General features: G+C 55.2%; 31 protein-coding genes and 2 pseudogenes. 30 read left to right on the top strand and 3 right to left on the bottom strand.

Features of this window, described 5'->3' with window-relative positions; all coding sequences use genetic code 11:
• The 29 genes and pseudogenes from tuf to DSM25558_RS29515 all read left to right on the top strand — a co-directional run.
• Positions 1-321 (top strand): annotated as a pseudogene (gene tuf / locus DSM25558_RS24455) (elongation factor Tu); the annotation flags it as partial.
• A 356-nt stretch (positions 322-677) separates the two neighbouring features.
• Positions 678-986, top strand: a complete 309-nt coding sequence (gene rpsJ, locus DSM25558_RS24450) for a 30S ribosomal protein S10 (protein ID WP_045024701.1) — start codon at positions 678-680, stop codon at positions 984-986.
• 170 nt (positions 987-1,156) lie between these two features.
• Positions 1,157-1,798, top strand: a complete 642-nt coding sequence (gene rplC, locus DSM25558_RS24445) for a 50S ribosomal protein L3 (protein ID WP_077107243.1) — start codon at positions 1,157-1,159, stop codon at positions 1,796-1,798.
• Between the two features lie 12 nt (positions 1,799-1,810).
• Positions 1,811-2,431 carry a 50S ribosomal protein L4 gene (gene rplD, locus DSM25558_RS24440; RefSeq protein WP_045230776.1) on the top strand — a complete coding sequence of 207 codons (621 nt, stop codon included), beginning with the start codon at positions 1,811-1,813 and terminating at the stop codon, positions 2,429-2,431.
• Complete coding sequence (locus DSM25558_RS24435; RefSeq protein WP_042618531.1) at positions 2,428-2,721, top strand: 50S ribosomal protein L23; 294 nt, start codon at positions 2,428-2,430, stop codon at positions 2,719-2,721. Before rplD ends, DSM25558_RS24435 begins: the two co-directional genes overlap by 4 nt.
• Positions 2,722-2,766: 45 nt before the next feature.
• The gene (gene rplB, locus DSM25558_RS24430) at positions 2,767-3,603 is read left to right on the top strand and encodes a 50S ribosomal protein L2 (protein ID WP_067643712.1); all 837 of its coding nucleotides are present in this window, start codon (positions 2,767-2,769) and stop codon (positions 3,601-3,603) included.
• A 15-nt stretch (positions 3,604-3,618) separates the two neighbouring features.
• Complete coding sequence (rpsS, locus tag DSM25558_RS24425; RefSeq protein WP_067643709.1) at positions 3,619-3,897, top strand: 30S ribosomal protein S19; 279 nt, start codon at positions 3,619-3,621, stop codon at positions 3,895-3,897.
• Between the two features lie 2 nt (positions 3,898-3,899).
• Positions 3,900-4,289, top strand: coding sequence for a 50S ribosomal protein L22 (gene rplV, locus DSM25558_RS24420; RefSeq protein ID WP_077107242.1), 390 nt, complete (start codon positions 3,900-3,902; stop codon positions 4,287-4,289).
• Positions 4,289-5,023, top strand: a complete 735-nt coding sequence (gene rpsC / locus DSM25558_RS24415; protein ID WP_067643703.1) for a 30S ribosomal protein S3 — start codon at positions 4,289-4,291, stop codon at positions 5,021-5,023. Before rplV ends, rpsC begins: the two co-directional genes overlap by 1 nt.
• A gap of 38 nt (positions 5,024-5,061) precedes the next feature.
• Positions 5,062-5,475 (top strand): 50S ribosomal protein L16, encoded by a 414-nt coding sequence (rplP, locus tag DSM25558_RS24410; protein WP_042618528.1) that lies wholly within the window; start codon positions 5,062-5,064, stop codon positions 5,473-5,475.
• A gap of 12 nt (positions 5,476-5,487) precedes the next feature.
• Positions 5,488-5,688, top strand: a complete 201-nt coding sequence (gene rpmC / locus DSM25558_RS24405; protein ID WP_042618527.1) for a 50S ribosomal protein L29 — start codon at positions 5,488-5,490, stop codon at positions 5,686-5,688.
• Between the two features lie 12 nt (positions 5,689-5,700).
• Positions 5,701-5,937, top strand: coding sequence for a 30S ribosomal protein S17 (gene rpsQ, locus DSM25558_RS24400; RefSeq protein WP_077107241.1), 237 nt, complete (start codon positions 5,701-5,703; stop codon positions 5,935-5,937).
• Between the two features lie 225 nt (positions 5,938-6,162).
• On the top strand, positions 6,163-6,531 hold the full coding sequence (gene rplN / locus DSM25558_RS24395) for a 50S ribosomal protein L14 (RefSeq protein WP_003495199.1): 369 nt from the start codon (positions 6,163-6,165) through the stop codon (positions 6,529-6,531).
• 12 nt (positions 6,532-6,543) lie between these two features.
• Positions 6,544-6,852: a 50S ribosomal protein L24 gene (rplX, locus tag DSM25558_RS24390; RefSeq protein ID WP_045230770.1), complete on the top strand. Its 309-nt coding sequence runs from the start codon at positions 6,544-6,546 to the stop codon at positions 6,850-6,852.
• Positions 6,845-7,402 (top strand): 50S ribosomal protein L5, encoded by a 558-nt coding sequence (gene rplE, locus DSM25558_RS24385; RefSeq protein WP_077107240.1) that lies wholly within the window; start codon positions 6,845-6,847, stop codon positions 7,400-7,402. Before rplX ends, rplE begins: the two co-directional genes overlap by 8 nt.
• A gap of 33 nt (positions 7,403-7,435) precedes the next feature.
• A complete protein-coding gene (gene rpsN / locus DSM25558_RS24380; protein ID WP_077107239.1) occupies positions 7,436-7,741 on the top strand; it encodes a 30S ribosomal protein S14 in 306 nt (101 codons plus the stop codon).
• Positions 7,742-7,753: 12 nt separating this feature from the next.
• Positions 7,754-8,152: a 30S ribosomal protein S8 gene (rpsH, locus tag DSM25558_RS24375; protein ID WP_042618522.1), complete on the top strand. Its 399-nt coding sequence runs from the start codon at positions 7,754-7,756 to the stop codon at positions 8,150-8,152.
• A gap of 42 nt (positions 8,153-8,194) precedes the next feature.
• Complete coding sequence (rplF, locus tag DSM25558_RS24370; protein ID WP_067643690.1) at positions 8,195-8,728, top strand: 50S ribosomal protein L6; 534 nt, start codon at positions 8,195-8,197, stop codon at positions 8,726-8,728.
• Between the two features lie 12 nt (positions 8,729-8,740).
• Positions 8,741-9,103, top strand: coding sequence for a 50S ribosomal protein L18 (rplR, locus tag DSM25558_RS24365; protein WP_077107238.1), 363 nt, complete (start codon positions 8,741-8,743; stop codon positions 9,101-9,103).
• 120 nt (positions 9,104-9,223) lie between these two features.
• Positions 9,224-9,793, top strand: coding sequence for a 30S ribosomal protein S5 (gene rpsE / locus DSM25558_RS24360; protein WP_045230766.1), 570 nt, complete (start codon positions 9,224-9,226; stop codon positions 9,791-9,793).
• Between the two features lie 11 nt (positions 9,794-9,804).
• On the top strand, positions 9,805-10,011 hold the full coding sequence (gene rpmD / locus DSM25558_RS24355) for a 50S ribosomal protein L30 (RefSeq protein WP_045230765.1): 207 nt from the start codon (positions 9,805-9,807) through the stop codon (positions 10,009-10,011).
• Positions 10,012-10,027: 16 nt separating this feature from the next.
• A complete protein-coding gene (gene rplO / locus DSM25558_RS24350; protein WP_067643681.1) occupies positions 10,028-10,507 on the top strand; it encodes a 50S ribosomal protein L15 in 480 nt (159 codons plus the stop codon).
• Between the two features lie 312 nt (positions 10,508-10,819).
• Entirely contained in the window at positions 10,820-12,160 is a 1,341-nt protein-coding gene (gene secY, locus DSM25558_RS24345; protein WP_077107237.1) for a preprotein translocase subunit SecY, read from the top strand.
• The gene (locus DSM25558_RS24340; RefSeq protein ID WP_077107236.1) at positions 12,157-12,768 is read left to right on the top strand and encodes an adenylate kinase; all 612 of its coding nucleotides are present in this window, start codon (positions 12,157-12,159) and stop codon (positions 12,766-12,768) included. Before secY ends, DSM25558_RS24340 begins: the two co-directional genes overlap by 4 nt.
• A gap of 224 nt (positions 12,769-12,992) precedes the next feature.
• On the top strand, positions 12,993-13,361 hold the full coding sequence (rpsM, locus tag DSM25558_RS24335) for a 30S ribosomal protein S13 (protein ID WP_067643674.1): 369 nt from the start codon (positions 12,993-12,995) through the stop codon (positions 13,359-13,361).
• A 137-nt stretch (positions 13,362-13,498) separates the two neighbouring features.
• Positions 13,499-13,888, top strand: a complete 390-nt coding sequence (gene rpsK, locus DSM25558_RS24330) for a 30S ribosomal protein S11 (protein ID WP_042618513.1) — start codon at positions 13,499-13,501, stop codon at positions 13,886-13,888.
• A 186-nt stretch (positions 13,889-14,074) separates the two neighbouring features.
• Positions 14,075-15,085, top strand: a complete 1,011-nt coding sequence (locus DSM25558_RS24325; protein ID WP_067643671.1) for a DNA-directed RNA polymerase subunit alpha — start codon at positions 14,075-14,077, stop codon at positions 15,083-15,085.
• Positions 15,086-15,279: 194 nt separating this feature from the next.
• On the top strand, positions 15,280-15,705 hold the full coding sequence (rplQ, locus tag DSM25558_RS24320) for a 50S ribosomal protein L17 (protein ID WP_042618511.1): 426 nt from the start codon (positions 15,280-15,282) through the stop codon (positions 15,703-15,705).
• A 220-nt stretch (positions 15,706-15,925) separates the two neighbouring features.
• Positions 15,926-16,137: pseudogene (locus DSM25558_RS29515) on the top strand (GIY-YIG nuclease family protein); the annotation flags it as partial.
• A gap of 98 nt (positions 16,138-16,235) precedes the next feature.
• On the opposite strand, the gene DSM25558_RS24315 reads toward DSM25558_RS29515, so the two are convergent.
• A complete protein-coding gene (locus DSM25558_RS24315; RefSeq protein ID WP_371480513.1) occupies positions 16,236-17,108 on the bottom strand; it encodes a DUF817 domain-containing protein in 873 nt (290 codons plus the stop codon).
• A 63-nt stretch (positions 17,109-17,171) separates the two neighbouring features.
• Between DSM25558_RS24315 and DSM25558_RS24310 the strand changes: the two genes are divergently transcribed.
• Entirely contained in the window at positions 17,172-17,594 is a 423-nt protein-coding gene (locus DSM25558_RS24310; protein ID WP_077107234.1) for a ribosomal maturation YjgA family protein, read from the top strand.
• Here DSM25558_RS24310 and msrQ read toward each other — a convergent pair.
• Entirely contained in the window at positions 17,551-18,222 is a 672-nt protein-coding gene (gene msrQ, locus DSM25558_RS24305) for a protein-methionine-sulfoxide reductase heme-binding subunit MsrQ (RefSeq protein WP_077107233.1), read from the bottom strand. The two genes, DSM25558_RS24310 and msrQ, sit on opposite strands and share 44 nt — an antisense overlap.
• Before the next feature lie 2 nt (positions 18,223-18,224).
• On the bottom strand, positions 18,225-19,166 hold the full coding sequence (msrP, locus tag DSM25558_RS24300; RefSeq protein WP_077107232.1) for a protein-methionine-sulfoxide reductase catalytic subunit MsrP: 942 nt from the start codon (positions 19,164-19,166) through the stop codon (positions 18,225-18,227).
• Positions 19,167-19,256: the final 90 nt, after the last annotated feature.

Raw genomic sequence — 19,256 nt, 5'->3', positions numbered from 1 at the left:
CGTGGTCAGATTCTTTGCAAGCCCGGCTCTGTCAAGCCGCACAAGAAGTTCATGGCTGAAGCCTACATCCTGACGAAGGAAGAAGGCGGTCGTCATACACCGTTCTTCACGAACTACCGTCCACAGTTCTACTTCCGTACGACTGACGTGACCGGTATCGTTTCGCTTCCAGAAGGCACGGAAATGGTTATGCCAGGCGACAACGTTACCGTTGAAGTCGAACTGATCGTTCCAATCGCGATGGAAGAAAAGCTGCGCTTCGCGATCCGCGAAGGCGGCCGTACCGTCGGCGCTGGCATTGTGGCTTCGATCGTCGAGTAATAGGGCAGGCGGTGCCTTTGGCATCGCGGCTATAGCGCCGGGCTTCGGTCCGGCGGTTGAATAGTGGACGATGGCGGTGTGAAAAGCACCGCCATCGAACGTTTTATAAAAAGCGTTGTGACGTTGCATTTTTAAGGCTTGAAAAATTCTGTGAAAGCGCGTAAACGCGCACTCACACTCACCAGTTGGATTCGCAAGACTTAGCGGAGCCTGGTGATTCAACTTTACAGACTAACGAAATGATTGGAGTGCCCTTCGCGCTCCTCTTGATTTTTGAAAATCTGCGGCGCCACGATCAACAGGTTCATGTATTTCCGCGTGCGGAAATCCAAAGACAAAGAACAAGGACAAGACGAATGAACGGCCAGAATATCCGTATCCGCCTCAAGGCGTTTGATCACCGGATCCTCGATGCCTCTACCCGTGAAATCGTGTCGACCGCCAAGCGCACCGGCGCCAGCGTTCGCGGCCCGGTTCCATTGCCTACCCGCATCGAAAAGTTTACCGTTAACCGCTCTCCTCACGTTGACAAGAAGAGCCGTGAGCAGTTCGAAATGCGGACGCACAAGCGTCTTCTCGATATCGTTAACCCCACTCCACAGACAGTCGATGCTTTGATGAAGCTCGATCTGGCTGCAGGCGTTGACGTGGAAATCAAGCTCTAAGACCTCGGCCTGACCTTGCGAAAGTAAGGGCCGATATAACAAGGAAGGTACGTGGAGCAATCCAACGTCTTCCAATCCGGAGACCGGAAACGTCGTGAGATGTCGAAGGGAACTCCTTAACAAAGGCCACAGAGGGTTTTCCCTTCAAGGCTCGCAAGAGGATTGAACCAATGCGTTCAGGTGTGATTGCACAGAAAGTGGGTATGACCCGGGTCTATAACGACGCCGGTGAGCATATCCCAGTAACGGTACTGCGTTTGGACAACGTGCAAGTTGTTTCCCAGCGCACAGAAGACAAGAATGGCTACACCGCAGTTCAGCTCGGTGCCGGCCAGTCCAAGGTCAAGAATACGACAAAGGCACTCCGCGGTCACTTTGCCGCTGCCAGCGTCGAGCCGAAAGCAAAGCTCGTTGAGTTCCGGGTTTCCCCCGAAAATCTCATCGACGTCGGTGCAACACTGACCGCAGATCATTTTCAGACAGGCCAGCTCGTAGACGTTACCGGCACCACGATCGGTAAAGGTTTTGCTGGTTCGATGAAGCGTCACAACTTCGGTGGTGGTCGCGCATCGCACGGTAACTCCGTCTCGCACCGTGCCCATGGTTCGACTGGTTCGAACCAGGATCCGGGCAAGGTCTGGAAGGGCAAGCGCATGGCTGGTCACATGGGCCACACACGCGTTACCACCCAGAATCTGGAAGTGGTTCTGACCGATGAGGGTCGCGGTTTGATCCTCGTGAAGGGCGCCGTTCCCGGTTCCAAGGGTTCCTGGATCATCGTCCGCGACGCCGTTAAGTCGGCAGCGAAGTAAGGGAGCCTCATCATGGAATTGAACGTCAAAACCCTCGAGGGAAAAGACGCCGGCACGGTATCCCTGTCGGACGAAATTTTCGGCCTCGACCCACGCCAGGATATCCTGGCCCGCATGGTTCGTTACCAGCTCGCCAAGAAGCAGCAGGGAACGCACAAAACCAAGAACCGTTCGGAAGTTTCCCGCACGGGTGCAAAGATGTACAAGCAGAAGGGTACGGGCCGCGCTCGTCACCACTCGGCTCGCGCACCGCAGTTCCGCGGCGGCGGCAAGGCCCACGGCCCAGTCGTTCGCAGCCACGCTCACGATCTTCCTAAGAAGGTTCGTGCGCTCGCTCTGCGTCACGCTTTGTCTGCCAAGCTGAAGTCCGAAGAACTGATCATCGTCGATCAGCTCGTTGCGACCGATGCAAAGACAAAGGGCTTGCTTGGCCACTTCGCAACGCTTGGCCTGACCAACGCTCTCGTAATCGGTGGCGCAGAACTTGATGGCAACTTCAAGCTCGCAGCTCAGAACATCCCGAATGTGGACGTTCTGCCGATCCAGGGCATCAATGTTTACGACATCCTGCGCCGCGGCAAGCTCGTGCTGTCCAAGGCTGCGGTTGAAGCCCTCGAGGAGCGGTTCAAATGACGGATCTTCGCCACTACGATGTGATCGTATCTCCTTCGATCACGGAAAAGTCGACGCTGGTCTCTGAACAGAACCAGGTCGTATTCAACGTCGCCAAAGACGCTTCGAAGCCTGAAATCAAGGCTGCAGTCGAAGCACTCTTCGGCGTAAAGGTCACGGCAGTGAACACGCTTATCCGAAAGGGTAAGACTCGTCGTTTCCGTGGATTCGCTGGTAAGCGTAAGGATGTCAAAAAAGCCATCATCACGCTGGCCGAAGGTCAATCCATAGACGTGTCCACCGGACTCTAAAAGGTTAGGCCCAAGCGGGCAAAGACCCAAAAGGGAACAAATAAAATGGCATTGAAAAGTTTCAATCCGACCACGCCAAGCCAGCGTCAGCTGGTTATCGTGGACCGGTCTTCGCTCTACAAGGGCAAGCCGGTAAAGGCTCTTACAGAGGGCCTCAGCTCGAAGGGTGGCCGTAACAATCAGGGCCGGATCACCGTTCGTTTTCAGGGCGGCGGTCACAAGCGGACCTACCGTCTGGTAGACTTCAAGCGTCGTAAGTTCGACGTTGAAGGTACGGTCGAGCGTCTGGAATATGACCCTAACCGCACCGCATTCATCGCGCTCGTGACATACACGGACGGCCAACAGGCTTACATTCTCGCGCCACAGCGTCTCGCTGCCGGTGACAAGGTGATCGCCTCCGAAAAGCAGGTGGACGTGAAGCCAGGCAATACAATGCCTCTTCAGTACATCCCAGTCGGATCGATCATCCACAACGTCGAGATGAAGCCAGGCAAGGGCGGTCAAATCGCTCGCTCCGCCGGTACGTATGTTCAGCTCGTTGGTCGCGATGCAGGGATGGCGATCCTTCGCTTGAACTCCGGTGAGCAGCGTTTGGTGCATGGCTCTTGCCTCGCATCGATCGGCGCTGTCTCGAATGCCGATCATGGCAACATCAACGACGGCAAAGCCGGTCGTTCACGCTGGCGCGGCAAGAAGCCTCACGTTCGCGGTGTCGTGATGAACCCTGTCGATCACCCTCATGGTGGTGGTGAAGGTCGTACGTCTGGTGGTCGCCATCCGGTGACTCCGTGGGGTAAACCCACAAAGGGCAAGCGGACTCGCTCCAACAAGTCGACCGACAAGTTCATCATGCGTTCGCGCCATCAGCGCAAGAAGTAAGAGAGGAACTCTCAAATGGCTCGTTCAGTATGGAAAGGTCCGTTTGTTGACGGTTATCTTCTCACTAAGGCTGAGAAGGTACGCGAAGGCGGACGCAGTGAAGTGATCAAGATCTGGAGCCGTCGCTCCACGATCCTGCCTCAGTTCGTTGGTCTGACATTCGGCGTCTACAACGGCAGCAAGCATGTACCCGTCTCTGTCAACGAAGACATGGTCGGTCACAAGTTCGGTGAATTCTCTCCGACCCGGACCTATTACGGTCATGGTGCGGACAAGAAGGCAAAGAGGAAGTAATCATGGCGAAGGCTAAGACCGAACGCCGGCTGAAGGACAATGAGGCTCAGGCCATTGCCCGTACGCTTCGCGTCAGCCCCCAGAAACTTAACCTAGTTGCCGCTCTTATCCGTGGTAAAAAGGTCGATCGCGCTCTCGCCGAGCTCGAATTTTCTCGCAAGCGTATTGCTGCCACCGTCAAGAAGACGTTGGAATCGGCAATCGCGAATGCAGAAAACAACCATGACCTCGACGTCGACGCTCTCGTCGTCGCCGAGGCCTATGTTGGCAAGTCCATCACCATGAAGCGTTTCCACGCTCGTGGCCGTGGTCGTGCATCGCGCATCGAAAAGCCTTTCGCACACCTCACGATCGTCGTTCGCGAAGTGGAAGAAAAAGGGGAGGCCGCATAATGGGTCAGAAAATCAATCCAATCGGCTTCCGCCTCGGTATCAACCGCACTTGGGATAGCCGCTGGTATGCAGACACTGCCGAATACGGCAAGCTTCTGCACGAAGACCTGAAAATCCGTGCTTACCTGATCAAGGAATTGAAGCAGGCCGGCATCGCCAAGGTTGTAATCGAACGTCCGCACAAGAAGTGCCGCGTGACCATCCACTCGGCTCGTCCGGGTCTGATCATCGGCAAGAAGGGTGCAGACATCGAAAAGCTTCGCAAGAAGATTTCCGAGATGACTGCTTCTGAAACGCACCTCAACATCGTTGAAGTGCGCAAGCCGGAAATCGACGCAACGCTCGTTGCACAGTCGATTGCTCAGCAACTCGAACGTCGTGTGGCTTTCCGCCGCGCCATGAAGCGTGCTGTTCAGTCCGCACTGCGTCTGGGTGCCGAAGGCATCAAGATCACTTGCGGTGGTCGTCTCGGCGGCGCTGAAATCGCTCGTACCGAATGGTACCGCGAAGGTCGCGTTCCTTTGCACACGCTGCGTGCAGATATCGATTACGGTGTAGCAGAAGCTACAACGGCGTTCGGTATTTGCGGCATCAAGGTCTGGATCTTCAAGGGCGAAATCCTTGAGCACGATCCGATGGCTTCTGAACGTCGTGGTCTAGAAGGCGATGCACAGGGCCCTGCAAGCCGTGAGCAGCGCGGTGATCGTGGCGACCGTCGCCGCGAAAACGCTTGATTGACGCTGGCGAAAGATAAGCTCGGAGAAGTTAGAAAATGTTGCAGCCAAAGCGTACTAAGTACCGTAAGCAGTTTAAGGGTCGCATTAAAGGTGTGGCCAAGGGCGGCTTTGACCTGGCATTCGGTGAATTCGGCTTGAAGTCGCAGGAACCGAACCGCGTTAACGCGCGCGAGATCGAGGCGGCCCGCCGCGCGATCACGCGTTACATGAAGCGCGCTGGTCGTGTGTGGATCCGCGTATTCCCAGACACTCCGGTTACGGCGAAGCCGACCGAAGTCCGTATGGGTAAGGGCAAGGGTTCTGTTGAATACTGGGCATGCAAGGTCAAGCCCGGTCGTATGATGTTCGAGATCGACGGTGTTTCCGAGGAGATCGCCCGCGAGGCGCTTCGTCTCGGCGCTGCCAAGCTCTCGGTTAAGACGCGCTTCGTTCAGCGCATCGCAGAGTAAGGAGCAGGCACCATGAAAGCCGAAGACGTTCGCGGCCTCAGCGCCGATCAGCTCAAGGACAAGCTTGCCGACCTGAAGAAAGAGCAGTTCAACCTGCGCTTTCAGAAGGCAACCGGCCAGCTGGAAAAGTCCTCGCGCATCGACGAAGTCCGCAAGGACATCGCCCGCGTGAAAACCATTGCCCGCCAGAAGGCGGCAGAAGCCAAGGCCTAAAGGAAGAATAATATGCCTAAACGCATTCTGCAGGGCGTCGTTGTGTCCGACAAGAACGAGAAGACTGTCGTAGTTCGTGTTGAGCGTCGATTCGCTCACCCGCTTCTTCAGAAGACCGTTCGTCGCTCGAAAAAATACAAGGCGCACGACGAAAACAATCAATACAAGGTCGGCGATACCGTTTCCATCGAGGAATGCGCGCCTATCTCCAAGGACAAGCGCTGGACGGTTATCGCCGCCCAGGCTTAATTTCGACAGAAATTCGCGCAGCACCTTGCTATATGCGCGAAAGTCTGTATGAAGCAGCGCAAGGACGCTCGTTCACGGGCGTTCTTTTGCTTTGATGCGCACGGAAGGTCCGTTAGGAAACCACCCTGTCACGTTTATTCCGCGCGAAAACAGAGACATTTCATAAGCTGGAACAGGGGGCCGTTTTGCCCAACCGGTCCGGTAACAACAAGAAGGCGACCTGACATGATTCAGATGCAAACAAACCTCGACGTGGCGGATAATTCCGGCGCACGTCGTGTCATGTGCATCAAGGTGCTGGGCGGCTCGAAGCGTAAGTATGCTTCCGTTGGCGACATTATTGTCGTTTCGATCAAGGAAGCAATTCCGCGCGGCCGCGTTAAAAAGGGCGACGTGATGAAGGCGGTTGTTGTGCGTACCGCTAAAGACATCCGCCGCGCTGATGGCAGCGTCATCCGTTTCGATAACAACGCAGCTGTTCTTATCGACAACAAGAAAGAGCCGATCGGCACCCGTATCTTCGGACCGGTTCCACGCGAACTTCGCGCTAAGAACCACATGAAGATCATCTCGCTGGCTCCAGAAGTACTGTAAGGAGCGATAGCGATGCAGAAAATTCGTAAAGGCGACAAAGTTGTCGTATTGACCGGTAAGGACAAGGGCCGTACCGGCGAAGTAACACAGGTCTTGCCGAAAGAAGACCGGGCTTTTGTGAGTGGCGTAAACATGGTGAAACGTCACCAGCGCCAGACCCAGGGCCAGGAAGCCGGCATCATCAACAAGGAAGCTTCCTTGCACATCTCCAATCTCGCCATCGCTGATAAAGATGGCAAGCCAACTCGCGTTGGTTTCCAGGTTGTTGATGGCAAGAAAGTCCGCGTTGCCAAGCGTTCGGGAGAAGTGATCGATGGCTGAGTCCAAGTACGAGCCGCGTCTCAAGGCTGAATACGTTTCCCGTATTCGCGGCGCAATGCAGGAGAAGTTCTCCTATTCAAACGTAATGATGATCCCCAAGCTGGATAAGATCGTCATCAACATGGGTGTTGGCGAAGCCACTGCCGATTCGAAGAAGCCGACAGTCGCCGCTGGCGATCTGGCTGCTATCGCCGGTCAGAAGCCAGTCATCACCAAGGCTCGCAATTCCATCGCGGGCTTCAAGGTTCGCGAACACATGCCAATCGGTGCGAAGGTTACCCTTCGTGGCGCGCGCATGTACGAATTCCTTGACCGTCTGATCAACATCGCGCTTCCGCGCGTTCGCGACTTTCGCGGGTTGAACCCGAAGAGCTTTGACGGCCGTGGCAACTTCGCCATGGGCATCAAGGAACACATTGTGTTCCCAGAAATCAACTACGATAAGGTTGATCAGATGTGGGGCATGGACATCATCGTTTGCACGACGGCGACGTCGGACGACGAAGCACGGGCTCTTTTGACAGAGTTCAACTTCCCGTTCCGTCAATAACCGTAACGACGAGCGTAGAAAAGGAACTACGATATGGCGAAAACAAGCGCAGTTGAAAAGAACAAGCGCCGCCGCAAGACGGTTGCCTCGCAGGCCGGCAAGCGTGCCGCCCTTAAGGCAATCGTTATGAACCAGTCCCTTCCGATCGAAGAGCGGTTCCAGGCAACTCTGAAGCTCGCTTCGCTGCCGCGTGATGGCTCGAAGACGCGTGTCCGCAACCGCTGCGAAGTAACGGGCCGTCCGCGCGCGTTCTACCGCAAACTCGGAATGTCGCGTATTGCGCTTCGTGAGTTGGGCAATTCCGGCAAGGTGCCGGGTATTGTCAAGTCGAGCTGGTAAGGAGACGGGCACATGACAATGACTGATCCTTTGGGTGATATGCTCACCCGCATCCGCAATGGTGCAGCCCGTCGCAAGTCTTCGGTAAACACACCTGCTTCCAGCCTTCGTGCACGCGTTCTCGACGTGCTTCAGGCTGAAGGCTACATTCGCGGTTATTCCAAGGTTGATTTCGAGAACGGCAAGTCCGAACTCACGATCGAACTGAAGTACTACGAAGGCGCGTCCGTGATCCGTGAAATCGGTCGCGTTTCCAAGCCGGGCCGCCGGGTTTATGTCTCGGTGAAGTCCATCCCACAGGTAGCGAATGGTCTTGGTATCACAATCCTTTCGACTCCGAAGGGTGTGATGGCTGATCACCAGGCTCGTGAACAGAACGTTGGTGGCGAGGTTCTTTGCTCGGTCTTCTAAGACTGAGCAGGGATCTCCTTAACGGACAGACAGGATAGAAATATGTCTCGTATCGGTAAAAAGCCCGTTCAGGTTCCTGCAGGTGTGACGGCCAATGTCGACGGCCAGAAGATTACTGCCAAGGGTCCTAAGGGCGAACTGTTCTTCGTTGCAAACGACGAAATTCAGGTCAAGCTGGAAGATAACGCTGTTTCGGTACAGCCAGCCAACAACACCAAGGAAGCTCGTTCCAAGTGGGGCATGTCCCGCACGATGGTCGAGAACATCTTCAAGGGTGTCAAGGACGGCTACGAGCGCAAGCTCGAAATCAACGGCGTCGGTTATCGTGCGTCTTTGCAGGGCAAGAACCTGCAATTGGCTCTCGGTTTCTCTCACGATGTAGTTTACGAGCCTCCGGTCGGCATCACCATTGCTGTTCCGAAGCCGACTGAAATCATCGTTTCCGGCATTAATAAGCAGCAGGTCGGTCAGGTTGCCGCGGAAATCCGCGAATACCGTGGTCCCGAGCCCTACAAGGGCAAAGGCGTCAAGTACGCTGAAGAACGGATCATCCGCAAAGAAGGCAAGAAGAAGTAAGGATCAAGCGAAATGGCTAGCAGGAAAGAAGCACTTGCACGTCGCGCCAACCGCGTGCGCCGCCAGATCAAGGCGGTTGCTAACGGTCGCCCGCGCCTGTCGGTTCATCGCTCGTCGAAGAACATCTACGTTCAGGTCATCGATGATGTGGCCGGCAAGACGCTTGCGTCTGCCTCCACACTCGAGGCAGATCTGCGCTCGTCTTTGAAGACAGGCGCGGACGTTGCAGCAGCTGCCGCTATCGGCAAGCTCGTTGCCGAACGTGCCAGCAAGGCTGGTATCAAGGATGTCGTATTCGACCGCGGCGCCTTCATTTATCACGGCCGTATCAAGGCTGTGGCTGAAGCTGCCCGCGAAGGCGGTCTGAACTTCTAAGACTTTTCCGCCCGGGCAACGTTCCGGGCGGATTTCACCGGATCATCAGGACTTCAGCAATGAAGCCGGTGGTCCATTATTGTTTGCCGTTCCACCCGCAAAAGAAAAAGGAAAAGGACAATGGCACAGGAAAAAAGAGGTTCTCGCGACGACCGCCAGAACCGCGAAGAGCGCGATAGCGAATTCGTCGACAAGCTGGTTGCTATCAACCGCGTCGCCAAAGTTGTTAAGGGCGGCCGTCGTTTCGGTTTTGCTGCTCTCGTCGTCGTTGGTGACCAGAAGGGCCGCGTTGGCTTCGGTCACGGTAAGGCTCGCGAAGTTCCAGAAGCTATCCGCAAGGCTACCGAAAGCGCAAAGCGCGATCTGATCTTCGTACCACTGCGCGATGGTCGTACGCTGCATCACGATGTTAACGGTCGTCACGGCGCTGGCAAGGTTCTGCTGCGCTCTGCAAAGGCTGGTACCGGTATCATCGCCGGTGGTCCAATGCGCGCTGTTTTCGAAACGCTCGGCGTTCATGACGTTGTAGCCAAGTCGACCGGTTCCTCGAACCCATACAACATGGTTCGTGCAACGTTCGACGCTTTGAAGCACCAGGTTCATCCTAAGGACGTTGCTGCACAGCGCGGTCTTAAGTATGCGACCCTTCAGTCCCGCCGCGCCGCTTCCGGCAACGCTGCTGAAGAATAAGGAGCAGTATCATGGCCAAGAAAACTACTGAAGCCAAGACGACTGTTACGGTCGAACAGATCGGCAGCCCAATTCGCCGCCCTGCAGTTCAGCGCCAGACGCTGATCGGCCTGGGTCTCAACAAGATGCACCGTCAGCGCACTCTGGAAGATACTCCAGCAGTTCGTGGCATGATCCGTGCTGTCCAGCATCTCGTTCGCGTCGTAGACGAGAAGTGAGACGGAGGAAGTCATCATGAAACTCAATGAAATTAAAGACAACGAAGGTTCCACCAAGGATCGTATCCGCGTAGGTCGCGGTATCGGTTCTGGCAAGGGCAAGACCGGTGGTCGCGGCGTCAAGGGTCAGAAGGCTCGTTCGGGCGTTGCAGTCAACGGCTTTGAAGGCGGTCAGATGCCAATCTACCGTCGCCTTCCTAAGCGTGGCTTCACCAACATCTTCGCTTCCGAGTATGCTGAAGTGTCTGTTGGTCGCGTTCAGACTGCGATCGATGCAGGCAAGCTCGACGCCAACGCAACGATCGATGCTGCTGCTCTCAAGGCAGCTGGCGTCATTCGTCGCCTCAAGGACGGCGTTCGCATTCTTGCTGACGGCGAGCTGACAACGAAGGTTTCCTTCGAAGTTGCCGGCGCTTCTAAGTCTGCTGTTGAAAAGATCGAGAAGGCTGGTAGCTCTATCAAGCTTCTGGTTGTTGCAGCGGAAGCCGCAGAGTAATATAAGACTTCGAACGCCCGGGGTGGTTCATTCCGGGCGTTCGCACTCATAGTTGCGTAAGCCTTTGAATCCTAATCGATTAAATGGATTATGCGGAAACTCTCAAGCGGCGCGCAAGCGAAGCGGGGAGAGCCTCACAGTTCCTAAGCACTCAAATGAGCGCTGACCGGACTAACGAAAACAGGGTGAGGCATGATTGCGGCATGATAGCCGTCATCCGTCCGAAGCCCGGTTTTTAAACCAGTATCTTTTAGACCTTTTCCGGAATTGCCGGTTTCCGTGCCGCTGGACAAGGGTCATGCGGAGAAATTTATGGCTTCAGCAGCGGAACAACTGGCCTCAAACCTGAATTTTTCGACCTTCGCGAAAGCTGAAGATCTGAAAAAGCGCCTCTGGTTTACCCTTGCCGCACTTCTCGTCTACCGTCTTGGCACACATATTCCGCTTCCTGGTCTGAATCCGGAAGCCTATGCCCAGGCCTTCAAAGGCCAGGCCAACGGTATTCTCGGTCTCTTCAACATGTTTGCGGGCGGCGCTGTAGAGCGCATGGCGATTTTCGCGCTCGGCATCATGCCTTACATTTCCGCATCGATTATCGTGCAGCTGATGACCTCGGTCGTGCCTTCGCTCGAAGCCTTGAAAAAGGAAGGTGAAGCGGGCCGCAAGATCATCAATCAGTATACGCGTTACGGCACTGTACTGCTCGGCACGCTTCAGGCCTATGGCATTGCCGTTGGTCTCGAAAGCGGGGCAGGGCTGGTCGTAGATCCTGGCTTGTTCTTCCGTATCTCCACAGTGCTGACGCTGCTCGGCGGCACGATGTTCCTGATGTGGCTGGGTGAACAGATCACGTCGCGCGGTATCGGCAACGGTATTTCGCTGATCATTTTCGCTGGCATCGCCGCTGGACTGCCGACGGCTCTTGCCCGGACGCTCGACTTGGGTAAAAGCGGCTCGCTTTCCACGCCTTTGATGCTGACTGTTCTCGTCGTGTGCATCGGCGTGATTGCGCTGATCGTGTTTGTCGAACGTGCGCAGCGGAGGCTTCTGATCCAGTATCCGAAGCGCCAGGTCGGCAATAGAATGTTCCAGGGCGATACGTCGCATCTGCCTCTGAAACTGAATACAGCCGGTGTTATTCCTGCCATCTTCGCATCGTCGTTGTTGCTTCTGCCCGCGACGGCAGCCGGCTTCACCAACAGCACAAATCTGCCGCCATGGGTGACGACCATTATTTCGTCCCTTCAGCACGGCCAACCGCTGTTCATGTTGTTCTATGGTCTTCTGATTGCGTTCTTTGCATTCTTCTACACGGCAATCGTGTTCAATCCGAAAGACACTGCCGACAATCTGAAGAAGCATGGCGGCTTTATTCCAGGCATTCGTCCAGGCGAGCGCACGGCGGAATATATTGACTACGTCTTGACCAGAATCACGCTCATCGGTGCGGTTTATCTCGTCTTCGTCTGTATTCTTCCCGAAACGCTTATCGCACGGACGGGTATCCCATTAGCCCTTGGTGGTACTTCGCTTTTGATCGTAGTCAGTGTAACTCTTGACACAGTGGCACAGATTCAGGGTCACCTGATCGCCCAGCAGTATGAGGGTTTGATCAAGAAATCGAAACTGCGTGGAGGAAAGAGGGGACGATGAGACTGATATTTTTGGGACCGCCAGGAGCAGGCAAGGGGACACAGGCCAAGCGCTTGACGGACAAGTATGGGATTCCCCAGCTCTCCACCGGCGATATGCTTCGTGCGGCTGTCAATGACGGCTCAGAGATCGGCAAGCGCGCCAAGGAGGTGATGGACGCTGGTGGTCTCGTATCGGATGATATCGTCAATCAGATCGTATCCGAACGTATCGAGCAGCCAGACTGTGAGAAGGGGTTCATTCTCGATGGATACCCTCGCACGGTTCCGCAGGCTAAGGTGCTTGGCGAAAATCTACGTGAGAAGAATCTCGTGCTGGATGCCGTCATCGAGCTGAAGGTGGATGAAGAAGCGCTCGTGCGCCGAATCGAAAACCGCGTGGCCGAAACGGTTGCCGCTGGTGGAGCTGTTCGCTCGGATGACAATCCCGAATCGTTCCGTAAGCGCCTTTCCGAATATCGCGAAAAGACGGCTCCTCTGTCGAAATACTATGAAGAGCAGGGCGAGTTGGTGGTGCTGGATGGCATGGCCCATGTCGATCAAGTGACCCAGGCAATCGAAGCTGTGTTGGAAAAAGCACCCAGTGCCGAGGCCTCTGTCGCACGCTGATAAAGAATCTTGGCGGGGCAGGTTGCTTTTTTGAACCGATTCCGTTACACCGCGCCAACTCGCGACATCCCAAGCGACTGGCGCGGATTTTCCTCAAGGGAAGGAAAGTCCGAGTTCGGTCGTTTTGACTTGTGACGAACACGAATTTTGAACTGGCGGCAAAAGAGCTGCTCAAATGAAAGCACCACTTGCCGGATGGCAACTGGAACGCAAGGAGAATAGACGTGGCACGTATCGCTGGCGTCAACATCCCGACGGCTAAGCGCGTTGTTATCGCCTTGACCTATATTCACGGGATTGGCACGAAATTCGCGCAAGAAATCGTAGCAAAGGTCGGTATTCCGGCTGAAAAGCGCGTTCATCAGCTGACGGACGCAGAAGTCCTTCAGATCCGCGAAGCAATCGACCGCGATTATCGCGTCGAGGGTGATCTTCGTCGTGAAACTTCGATGAACATCAAGCGTCTTATGGATCTCGGTTGCTACCGTGGTCTGCGTCACCGTCGCGGCTTGCCCGTGCGCGGTCAGCGCACGCACACCAACGCTCGTACTCGCAAGGGTCCAGCGAAGGCGATTGCAGGTAAGAAGAAGTAATTTTCCGGTTCTCCGGAGAGGGGAGGCTGGTGCAAGCCGCACCAGCCTTTCTGAGTTTGGCGAGAGGCTTCTTGGAAGCTTATCGCCGGTGTAGCCGCTGGTGTTACGGCGGTGCAGAGATCAACGAAAGGTAGACCATGGCCAAGGAAGCCACTCGCGTTAAACGTCGCGAACGTAAGAACATCACGACGGGCGTTGCGCACGTTAACTCGACATTCAACAACACGATGATCACCATCACCGACGCACAGGGCAATGCTATTGCCTGGTCGTCTGCTGGTGCCAAGGGCTTCAAGGGTTCGCGTAAGTCGACACCGTTTGCTGCTCAGATCGCTGCTGAAGATGCTGCCAAGAAGGCGCAGGAACACGGCATGAAGACGCTGGAAGTTGAAGTTTGCGGTCCGGGCTCCGGTCGCGAATCTGCACTTCGCGCTCTGCAGGCTGCCGGTTTCATGATCACCTCGATCCGTGACGTTACGCCGATCCCGCACAACGGTTGCCGTCCGCGCAAGAAGCGCCGCGTCTGACGCGACCGTATCTTGAGAATTCCGCCTTTCCTTCGGTCTGGCGGAATTTTCGCGTATGTGGCGTTGGCCTGCCGGTGTAACCGGTTTTCCTACGCTTAGGAACCCTCCGATGAACCATTGGTTCCTCTCGGTGATGATGCTCGGTCCGCCACGATTGGATGGTGGCGGCGAACGGAAGGTTTAAAGATGATTCAAAAGAATTGGCAGGAACTGATCAAGCCAAACAAGGTCGAGTTCACGTCTTCCAGCCGCACCAAGGTGACGCTGGTTGCTGAACCGCTGGAGCGCGGCTTCGGTCTGACGCTCGGCAACGCCCTTCGTCGCGTTCTGATGTCTTCTCTGCGTGGCGCTGCTGTAACAGCAGTGCAAATCGATGGCGTTCTGCACGAGTTCTCGTCCATTCCCGGCGTTCGGGAAGACGTGACTGATATCGTGCTGAACATCAAGGAAATCGCCATCAAGATGGATGGTGACGATTCCAAGCGCATGGTCGTGCGCAAGCAGGGTCCAGGTTCCGTTACCGCTGGCGATATCCAGACGGTTGGCGACATCGAGATCCTCAATCCCGACCACGTTATCTGCACGCTGGACGAAGGCGCTGAAATCCGCATGGAATTCACCGTCAACAACGGCAAGGGCTATGTGCCTGCAGAGCGTAACCGCGCAGAAGATGCACCAATCGGTCTTATTCCGGTGGACAGCCTATACTCTCCGGTCAAGAAAGTGTCCTACAAGGTGGAAAACACCCGTGAAGGCCAGGTTCTTGACTACGACAAGTTGATCATGACGATCGATACGAATGGTTCGGTTTCCGGCGAAGACGCCGTTGCCTTTGCCGCTCGTATTCTTCAGGACCAGCTTGGCGTGTTCGTCAACTTCGACGAGCCGCAGAAGGAAGCAGAAGAAGAATCTGTGACCGAACTGGCATTCAACCCGGCGCTTCTCAAGAAGGTCGACGAGTTGGAACTGTCTGTTCGTTCGGCAAACTGCCTGAAGAACGACAACATCGTTTACATCGGCGACCTCATTCAGAAGACAGAAGCCGAAATGCTTCGTACTCCGAACTTTGGCCGCAAGTCGCTGAACGAAATCAAGGAAGTTCTCGCTTCCATGGGTCTGCACCTCGGCATGGAAGTGCCCGCATGGCCGCCAGAGAACATCGAAGATCTCGCAAAGCGTTACGAAGACCAGTACTAAGCCGCGTCGAGGAAAATCGCATCAGCGGTTTTCCTCCGACAGGCTGCATCAACAAGAACCCAGATAAGAAGGCAGACCCGTTACAGACTGCCTTTCCCCGTCAAACAGCAGGCCCCGTGACAGAGATTGGGTCGCCTGCATGTGCCAGGAAACGGCAGGCCCGGATAGGGAACCTGCATTAAAGGAGAATAGCAATGCGCCACGGAAATTCAGGCCGCAAGCTCAATAGAACCGCCAGCCACCGCAAGGCAATGTTTGCCAACATGGCTGCTTCGCTCATTACGCATGAGCAGATCGTAACAACTCTGCCAAAGGCGAAGGAAATTCGCCCGATCGTAGAAAAGCTGGTCACTCTCGGCAAGCGCGGCGACCTGCATGCTCGTCGTCAGGCCGTGTCCCAGATCAAGGATCAGGACGCAGTTCGCAAGCTGTTCGATGCCATCGCTGAACGTTACGCAACCCGTAACGGCGGCTACCTGCGCATCATGAAAGCTGGCTACCGTCAGGGCGACAACGCTGCAATGGCTGTTGTCGAGTTCGTAGAGCGCGACGTAGACGCCAAGGGCGCAGCCGACAAGGCTCGCGTTGCTGCTGAAAACGCTGCTGCTGAAGCTGCATAATATTCGTCCCCTCGGGGATGAAGCAAAAAGCCGGACGAGCAATCGTCCGGCTTTTTTTGTTTTGGGTGGCGGGGTTGGTGTTAGGTGTGGAAGAGTTCTCTCACCGCGCAGACGCGCGGTGACTGGATTCCTGTGACAAGCACAGGAATGAGGGAGAGTGGGGGAGCTGGTCTGATACGCTTTGATTGCAATATTTTTATTGTTGCGTCATCATTTGTGTATGAAGGGTTATGTCCTACATTCTTGCGTCACAACGTAACGGGACACTCTACACTGGGGTGACACACGCGATTTGCCAAGTTGGTTGTACGAGCATCAGAATGAGCTCATACCGGGTTTTACATCGCGCTATGGGGTTGAGACACTTGTATGCCGAGACAATGAAAGCTCAATCTTATCGTGTCTAGTAATCCTGATTGGCAGGATATTTCTCCGCTCCTCCAACCTCCCTCATTCCTGTGCTTGTCACAGGAATCCAGTCATCGCGTGTCTGCGCGATGGGAAAACCCGTTCCGACCCACTGAACTTCTTCACTCCGGCACGGAAATCCGGCTTTTAATGTGCTTCAGGTGTGAGACGATGGTGAAGGTCATGATGACGAGGAGAGACCACGAGCTCCATTTGCCGATGTGGACGACGGACCAAGCGCCCAACTGGTTCGGGTATTTCCAAATGCCGAAAAAGGTGGAGATGTTTTCCGCTAGCCAGACGAAAAATCCGATCAGGATGAAGGAGAGCAGCAGCGGCATTTTTCGGTCGCGATCATAAGGGCGGTAGATGACGGTCGCGCGGGCATAGAGACCGACGGCGCAGGCAGCGATGTACCAGCGGTAATCCCCGATATAGTGATGGGTGAAGAAGTTGAGATAGATCGCAAGACCGATCAGCGTGGCCATCCAGTAGCTTGGGTGGTGTTTGATACGCACATCCAGCAGACGCCAGGCCTGGATGATATAACTGCCGACAGCTGCGTACATGAATCCCGAAAACAGCGGCACGCCGAAAACCTTGGTGTAGGCAAAGTCTGGATAGGACCATGACTGGATGCTGCCGGATGTCTTGAAGACTTCAAGCGCAAAGCCGACGATGTGAAACAGAAGGATGGCCTTCGCTTCATCCAGCGTTTCCAGTTTGCTCCAGATCATGAAGAACTGAATGGCGAGAGCGATGACCAGCAGAACGTCGTATCGCGGCAAGCCGAACAGGCCATCGCGGGGCACCAGAAAGATGGATATGAAAAATAGGCCGGCAAACAGGCATGCCCGTGCTTCCTTGATCCCGAAATAGAGAAATTCGACGATGAAGCGCTTTGCGCCTTTCAACTCGCCCCAAGGCTGGGTATCGCATAAAAGCGCGTCCAAGGAGGACAGGCGGCTGGCGGGGTAGGCGGCCTCAGTGCTCAAATCCGGCATCCTCTTTGCGCGTGAAGATTGCATCCTTATAGCAACTGGAAATAAAGCAACATCATGATCGACCAATTACACTCGGATTATTTTCGTCGTCTTGGTCTTGTTGCGAGTGCCTTGGCGGTGATTGTGGCCGGGTTGGCGTTGCGCCGATATGGCTATGCAGTCGGCCTGCCGTTTCTGGTCGTGAAATATGGTGGATCGGTTCTCTGGGGATCGATGGTCTATCTGCTGGTCGCCAGTGTTGCACCGTTTCGAAATATGCGTCTTTCGATTGGTTTGGCCTGCGCCATTGCAATCATTGTCGAGCTTATCAGGCTTCTACATTTTCCGGTGCTGGATGAGTTCAGAGCGACGACAGCCGGAGCATTGCTGCTCGGGCGCGTCTTTTCGCCATGGAATATGCTCTGTTATCTAGCGGGGATCGCGCTGGCTGCTCTTATTGTGGCGATTGTCGCGAGACGGCGCGAGCGGTCTTCGTAGCCCGGTTGGTGCGTTTTCGCGCCATGATCGCGGGCCGGATCAATCTATAACCGAGCAGAATGACCGTGACCGAAATATAGAAGGCCGGTTCCAGCGTCAGCGATTTGCGGGCCAGAAAGAAGTGCAGAACGGCGACGATGAGAATAGGGTAGGCAAGCTTGTGCAACGTGTTCCAGCGGCTTCCAAGCTTGCGGATCGACCAGCGGTTCGAGGTGACTGCCAGCGGAATGAGCATGACGAAGCCCGCCATGCCGAACATGATGTAGGGTCGTTTCAAGATGTCGCCGAGAATGGAGCTCAGCACCATACCGCGATCGAGCACCAGATAGACTGCCAGATGCGCCAGCACATAATAAAAGGCGATCAATCCCAGGGCGCGCCGGTAGGCGATGAGATTGACGTTGAAGAGATCGCGTAGCGGCGTCACGACGAGGCCAAGACAGAGAAAGCGGAGCGCCCAAGTGCCGAGGAGATGTTCGAACTCCTTGACCGGATTGAAGCCAAGTCCTCCTGTCGCTGCGAGATAAAAGTACCAGACGCCGGGAGACAGGCCGATGATGTACAGCGCCCAGATGGCCGCTGGTTGATATTTCTTTGGCAGGGAGGGAAGCGAAAGCGCAAACGCCATGATCAGTAATTTGCCTTCAAATCCATGCCTGTATAGAGGCTCGCGACTTCATCATAACCATTATACATCAGCGTCGGCCGTCTCTGCGTGCTGAAGAAACCGCCTTCGCCGATGCGCTGTTCCGTGGCCTGGCTCCAGCGCGGATGATCGACCTTCGGATTGACGTTGGAGTAAAAACCGTATTCGCGGGCATTGGAGTTCTTCCACGTCGTTTCTGGCTGTTTCTCCACCAGCGAAATGCGCACGATGGATTTGATGCCCTTGAAGCCATATTTCCACGGCACGACGAGACGGATGGGGGCACCGTTCTGGTTCGGTAGCGTTTCACCGTAAAGGCCGACGGCGAGTATGGTCAGCGGATGTCTGGCTTCATCCAGCCGCAGTCCCTCGACATAGGGCCAGTCCAGCGGCTGAAACAGTCCGCTTTGGCCGGGCATTTCTTCGGGGCGAACGACAGTCTCGAATGAGACGAATTTCGCGCTGCCCAGAGGCTCGACTTTATCCAACAACGCAGAGAGCGGGAATCCGATCCAAGGAATAGCCATGGACCAGCCCTCCACGCAGCGCATGCGGTAGGTGCGCTCTTCCAGTGGATATTTCAGCAGGTCTTCAATATTGATTTCCTGCGGCTTGCCGACCAGACCATCCACCTTCACAGTCCATGGCGTGGGCTTGAAGTTTCCGGCATTTTCCTTGGGGTCGGACTTGCCCGTGCCGAACTCGTAGAAATTATTGTAGCTGGTTACGGCGTCGAGCGGCGTCAGCTTTTCATCAAGTTTATAGGCACCGGGCTTTGCGGTAAGCGGTGCCGCCATCGCGTCTTGCCCGGTCAGGCCCAGAGCCGCCAGACCTGCGGCAGTGCCGAGAAAATTTCGTCTGGACAGATAGATGCTGCGTGGGGTGATTTCGGACGACGGGATGTGTGGCGGATGATAGGCGGGCATGAAAACCTCCTGCGAAGCCGGAACGGATGAACAGCTATTCAATACTCATTACGTAACGAGTGGCAGAAAAGTTTTTCCGTAACGAGAAAA

The sequence above is a fragment of the Agrobacterium sp. DSM 25558 genome, assembly GCF_900100825.1.
Lineage (GTDB): Bacteria > Pseudomonadota > Alphaproteobacteria > Rhizobiales > Rhizobiaceae > Agrobacterium.
Note: the sequence above shows the minus strand (reverse complement) of the source record. Positions and strands in the feature narration are given on the sequence as shown.

Excerpts from the sequence above, each read along its gene's own strand:
- rplQ (WP_042618511.1), top strand. The coding sequence starts at position 15,280 with ATGCGCCACGGAAATTCAGGCCGCAAGCTCAATAGAACCGCCAGCCAC.
- msrP (WP_077107232.1), bottom strand. The coding sequence starts at position 19,166 with ATGCCCGCCTATCATCCGCCACACATCCCGTCGTCCGAAATCACCCCA.
- rpsQ (WP_077107241.1), top strand. The coding sequence starts at position 5,701 with ATGCCTAAACGCATTCTGCAGGGCGTCGTTGTGTCCGACAAGAACGAG.
- rplC (WP_077107243.1), top strand. The coding sequence starts at position 1,157 with ATGCGTTCAGGTGTGATTGCACAGAAAGTGGGTATGACCCGGGTCTAT.
- rplF (WP_067643690.1), top strand. The coding sequence starts at position 8,195 with ATGTCTCGTATCGGTAAAAAGCCCGTTCAGGTTCCTGCAGGTGTGACG.
- rpsJ (WP_045024701.1), top strand. The coding sequence starts at position 678 with ATGAACGGCCAGAATATCCGTATCCGCCTCAAGGCGTTTGATCACCGG.
- rpsK (WP_042618513.1), top strand. The coding sequence starts at position 13,499 with ATGGCCAAGGAAGCCACTCGCGTTAAACGTCGCGAACGTAAGAACATC.
- rpmD (WP_045230765.1), top strand. The coding sequence starts at position 9,805 with ATGGCCAAGAAAACTACTGAAGCCAAGACGACTGTTACGGTCGAACAG.
- rplX (WP_045230770.1), top strand. The coding sequence starts at position 6,544 with ATGCAGAAAATTCGTAAAGGCGACAAAGTTGTCGTATTGACCGGTAAG.
- rpsH (WP_042618522.1), top strand. The coding sequence starts at position 7,754 with ATGACAATGACTGATCCTTTGGGTGATATGCTCACCCGCATCCGCAAT.
- rpsS (WP_067643709.1), top strand. The coding sequence starts at position 3,619 with ATGGCTCGTTCAGTATGGAAAGGTCCGTTTGTTGACGGTTATCTTCTC.
- rplD (WP_045230776.1), top strand. The coding sequence starts at position 1,811 with ATGGAATTGAACGTCAAAACCCTCGAGGGAAAAGACGCCGGCACGGTA.
- rplP (WP_042618528.1), top strand. The coding sequence starts at position 5,062 with ATGTTGCAGCCAAAGCGTACTAAGTACCGTAAGCAGTTTAAGGGTCGC.
- rplR (WP_077107238.1), top strand. The coding sequence starts at position 8,741 with ATGGCTAGCAGGAAAGAAGCACTTGCACGTCGCGCCAACCGCGTGCGC.
- rplO (WP_067643681.1), top strand. The coding sequence starts at position 10,028 with ATGAAACTCAATGAAATTAAAGACAACGAAGGTTCCACCAAGGATCGT.
- rplE (WP_077107240.1), top strand. The coding sequence starts at position 6,845 with ATGGCTGAGTCCAAGTACGAGCCGCGTCTCAAGGCTGAATACGTTTCC.
- DSM25558_RS24310 (WP_077107234.1), top strand. The coding sequence starts at position 17,172 with ATGATCGACCAATTACACTCGGATTATTTTCGTCGTCTTGGTCTTGTT.
- secY (WP_077107237.1), top strand. The coding sequence starts at position 10,820 with ATGGCTTCAGCAGCGGAACAACTGGCCTCAAACCTGAATTTTTCGACC.
- DSM25558_RS24325 (WP_067643671.1), top strand. The coding sequence starts at position 14,075 with ATGATTCAAAAGAATTGGCAGGAACTGATCAAGCCAAACAAGGTCGAG.
- rpsE (WP_045230766.1), top strand. The coding sequence starts at position 9,224 with ATGGCACAGGAAAAAAGAGGTTCTCGCGACGACCGCCAGAACCGCGAA.
- rpsC (WP_067643703.1), top strand. The coding sequence starts at position 4,289 with ATGGGTCAGAAAATCAATCCAATCGGCTTCCGCCTCGGTATCAACCGC.
- rpsN (WP_077107239.1), top strand. The coding sequence starts at position 7,436 with ATGGCGAAAACAAGCGCAGTTGAAAAGAACAAGCGCCGCCGCAAGACG.
- msrQ (WP_077107233.1), bottom strand. The coding sequence starts at position 18,222 with ATGGCGTTTGCGCTTTCGCTTCCCTCCCTGCCAAAGAAATATCAACCA.
- DSM25558_RS24340 (WP_077107236.1), top strand. The coding sequence starts at position 12,157 with ATGAGACTGATATTTTTGGGACCGCCAGGAGCAGGCAAGGGGACACAG.
- DSM25558_RS24435 (WP_042618531.1), top strand. The coding sequence starts at position 2,428 with ATGACGGATCTTCGCCACTACGATGTGATCGTATCTCCTTCGATCACG.
- rplV (WP_077107242.1), top strand. The coding sequence starts at position 3,900 with ATGGCGAAGGCTAAGACCGAACGCCGGCTGAAGGACAATGAGGCTCAG.
- rplN (WP_003495199.1), top strand. The coding sequence starts at position 6,163 with ATGATTCAGATGCAAACAAACCTCGACGTGGCGGATAATTCCGGCGCA.
- rplB (WP_067643712.1), top strand. The coding sequence starts at position 2,767 with ATGGCATTGAAAAGTTTCAATCCGACCACGCCAAGCCAGCGTCAGCTG.
- rpmC (WP_042618527.1), top strand. The coding sequence starts at position 5,488 with ATGAAAGCCGAAGACGTTCGCGGCCTCAGCGCCGATCAGCTCAAGGAC.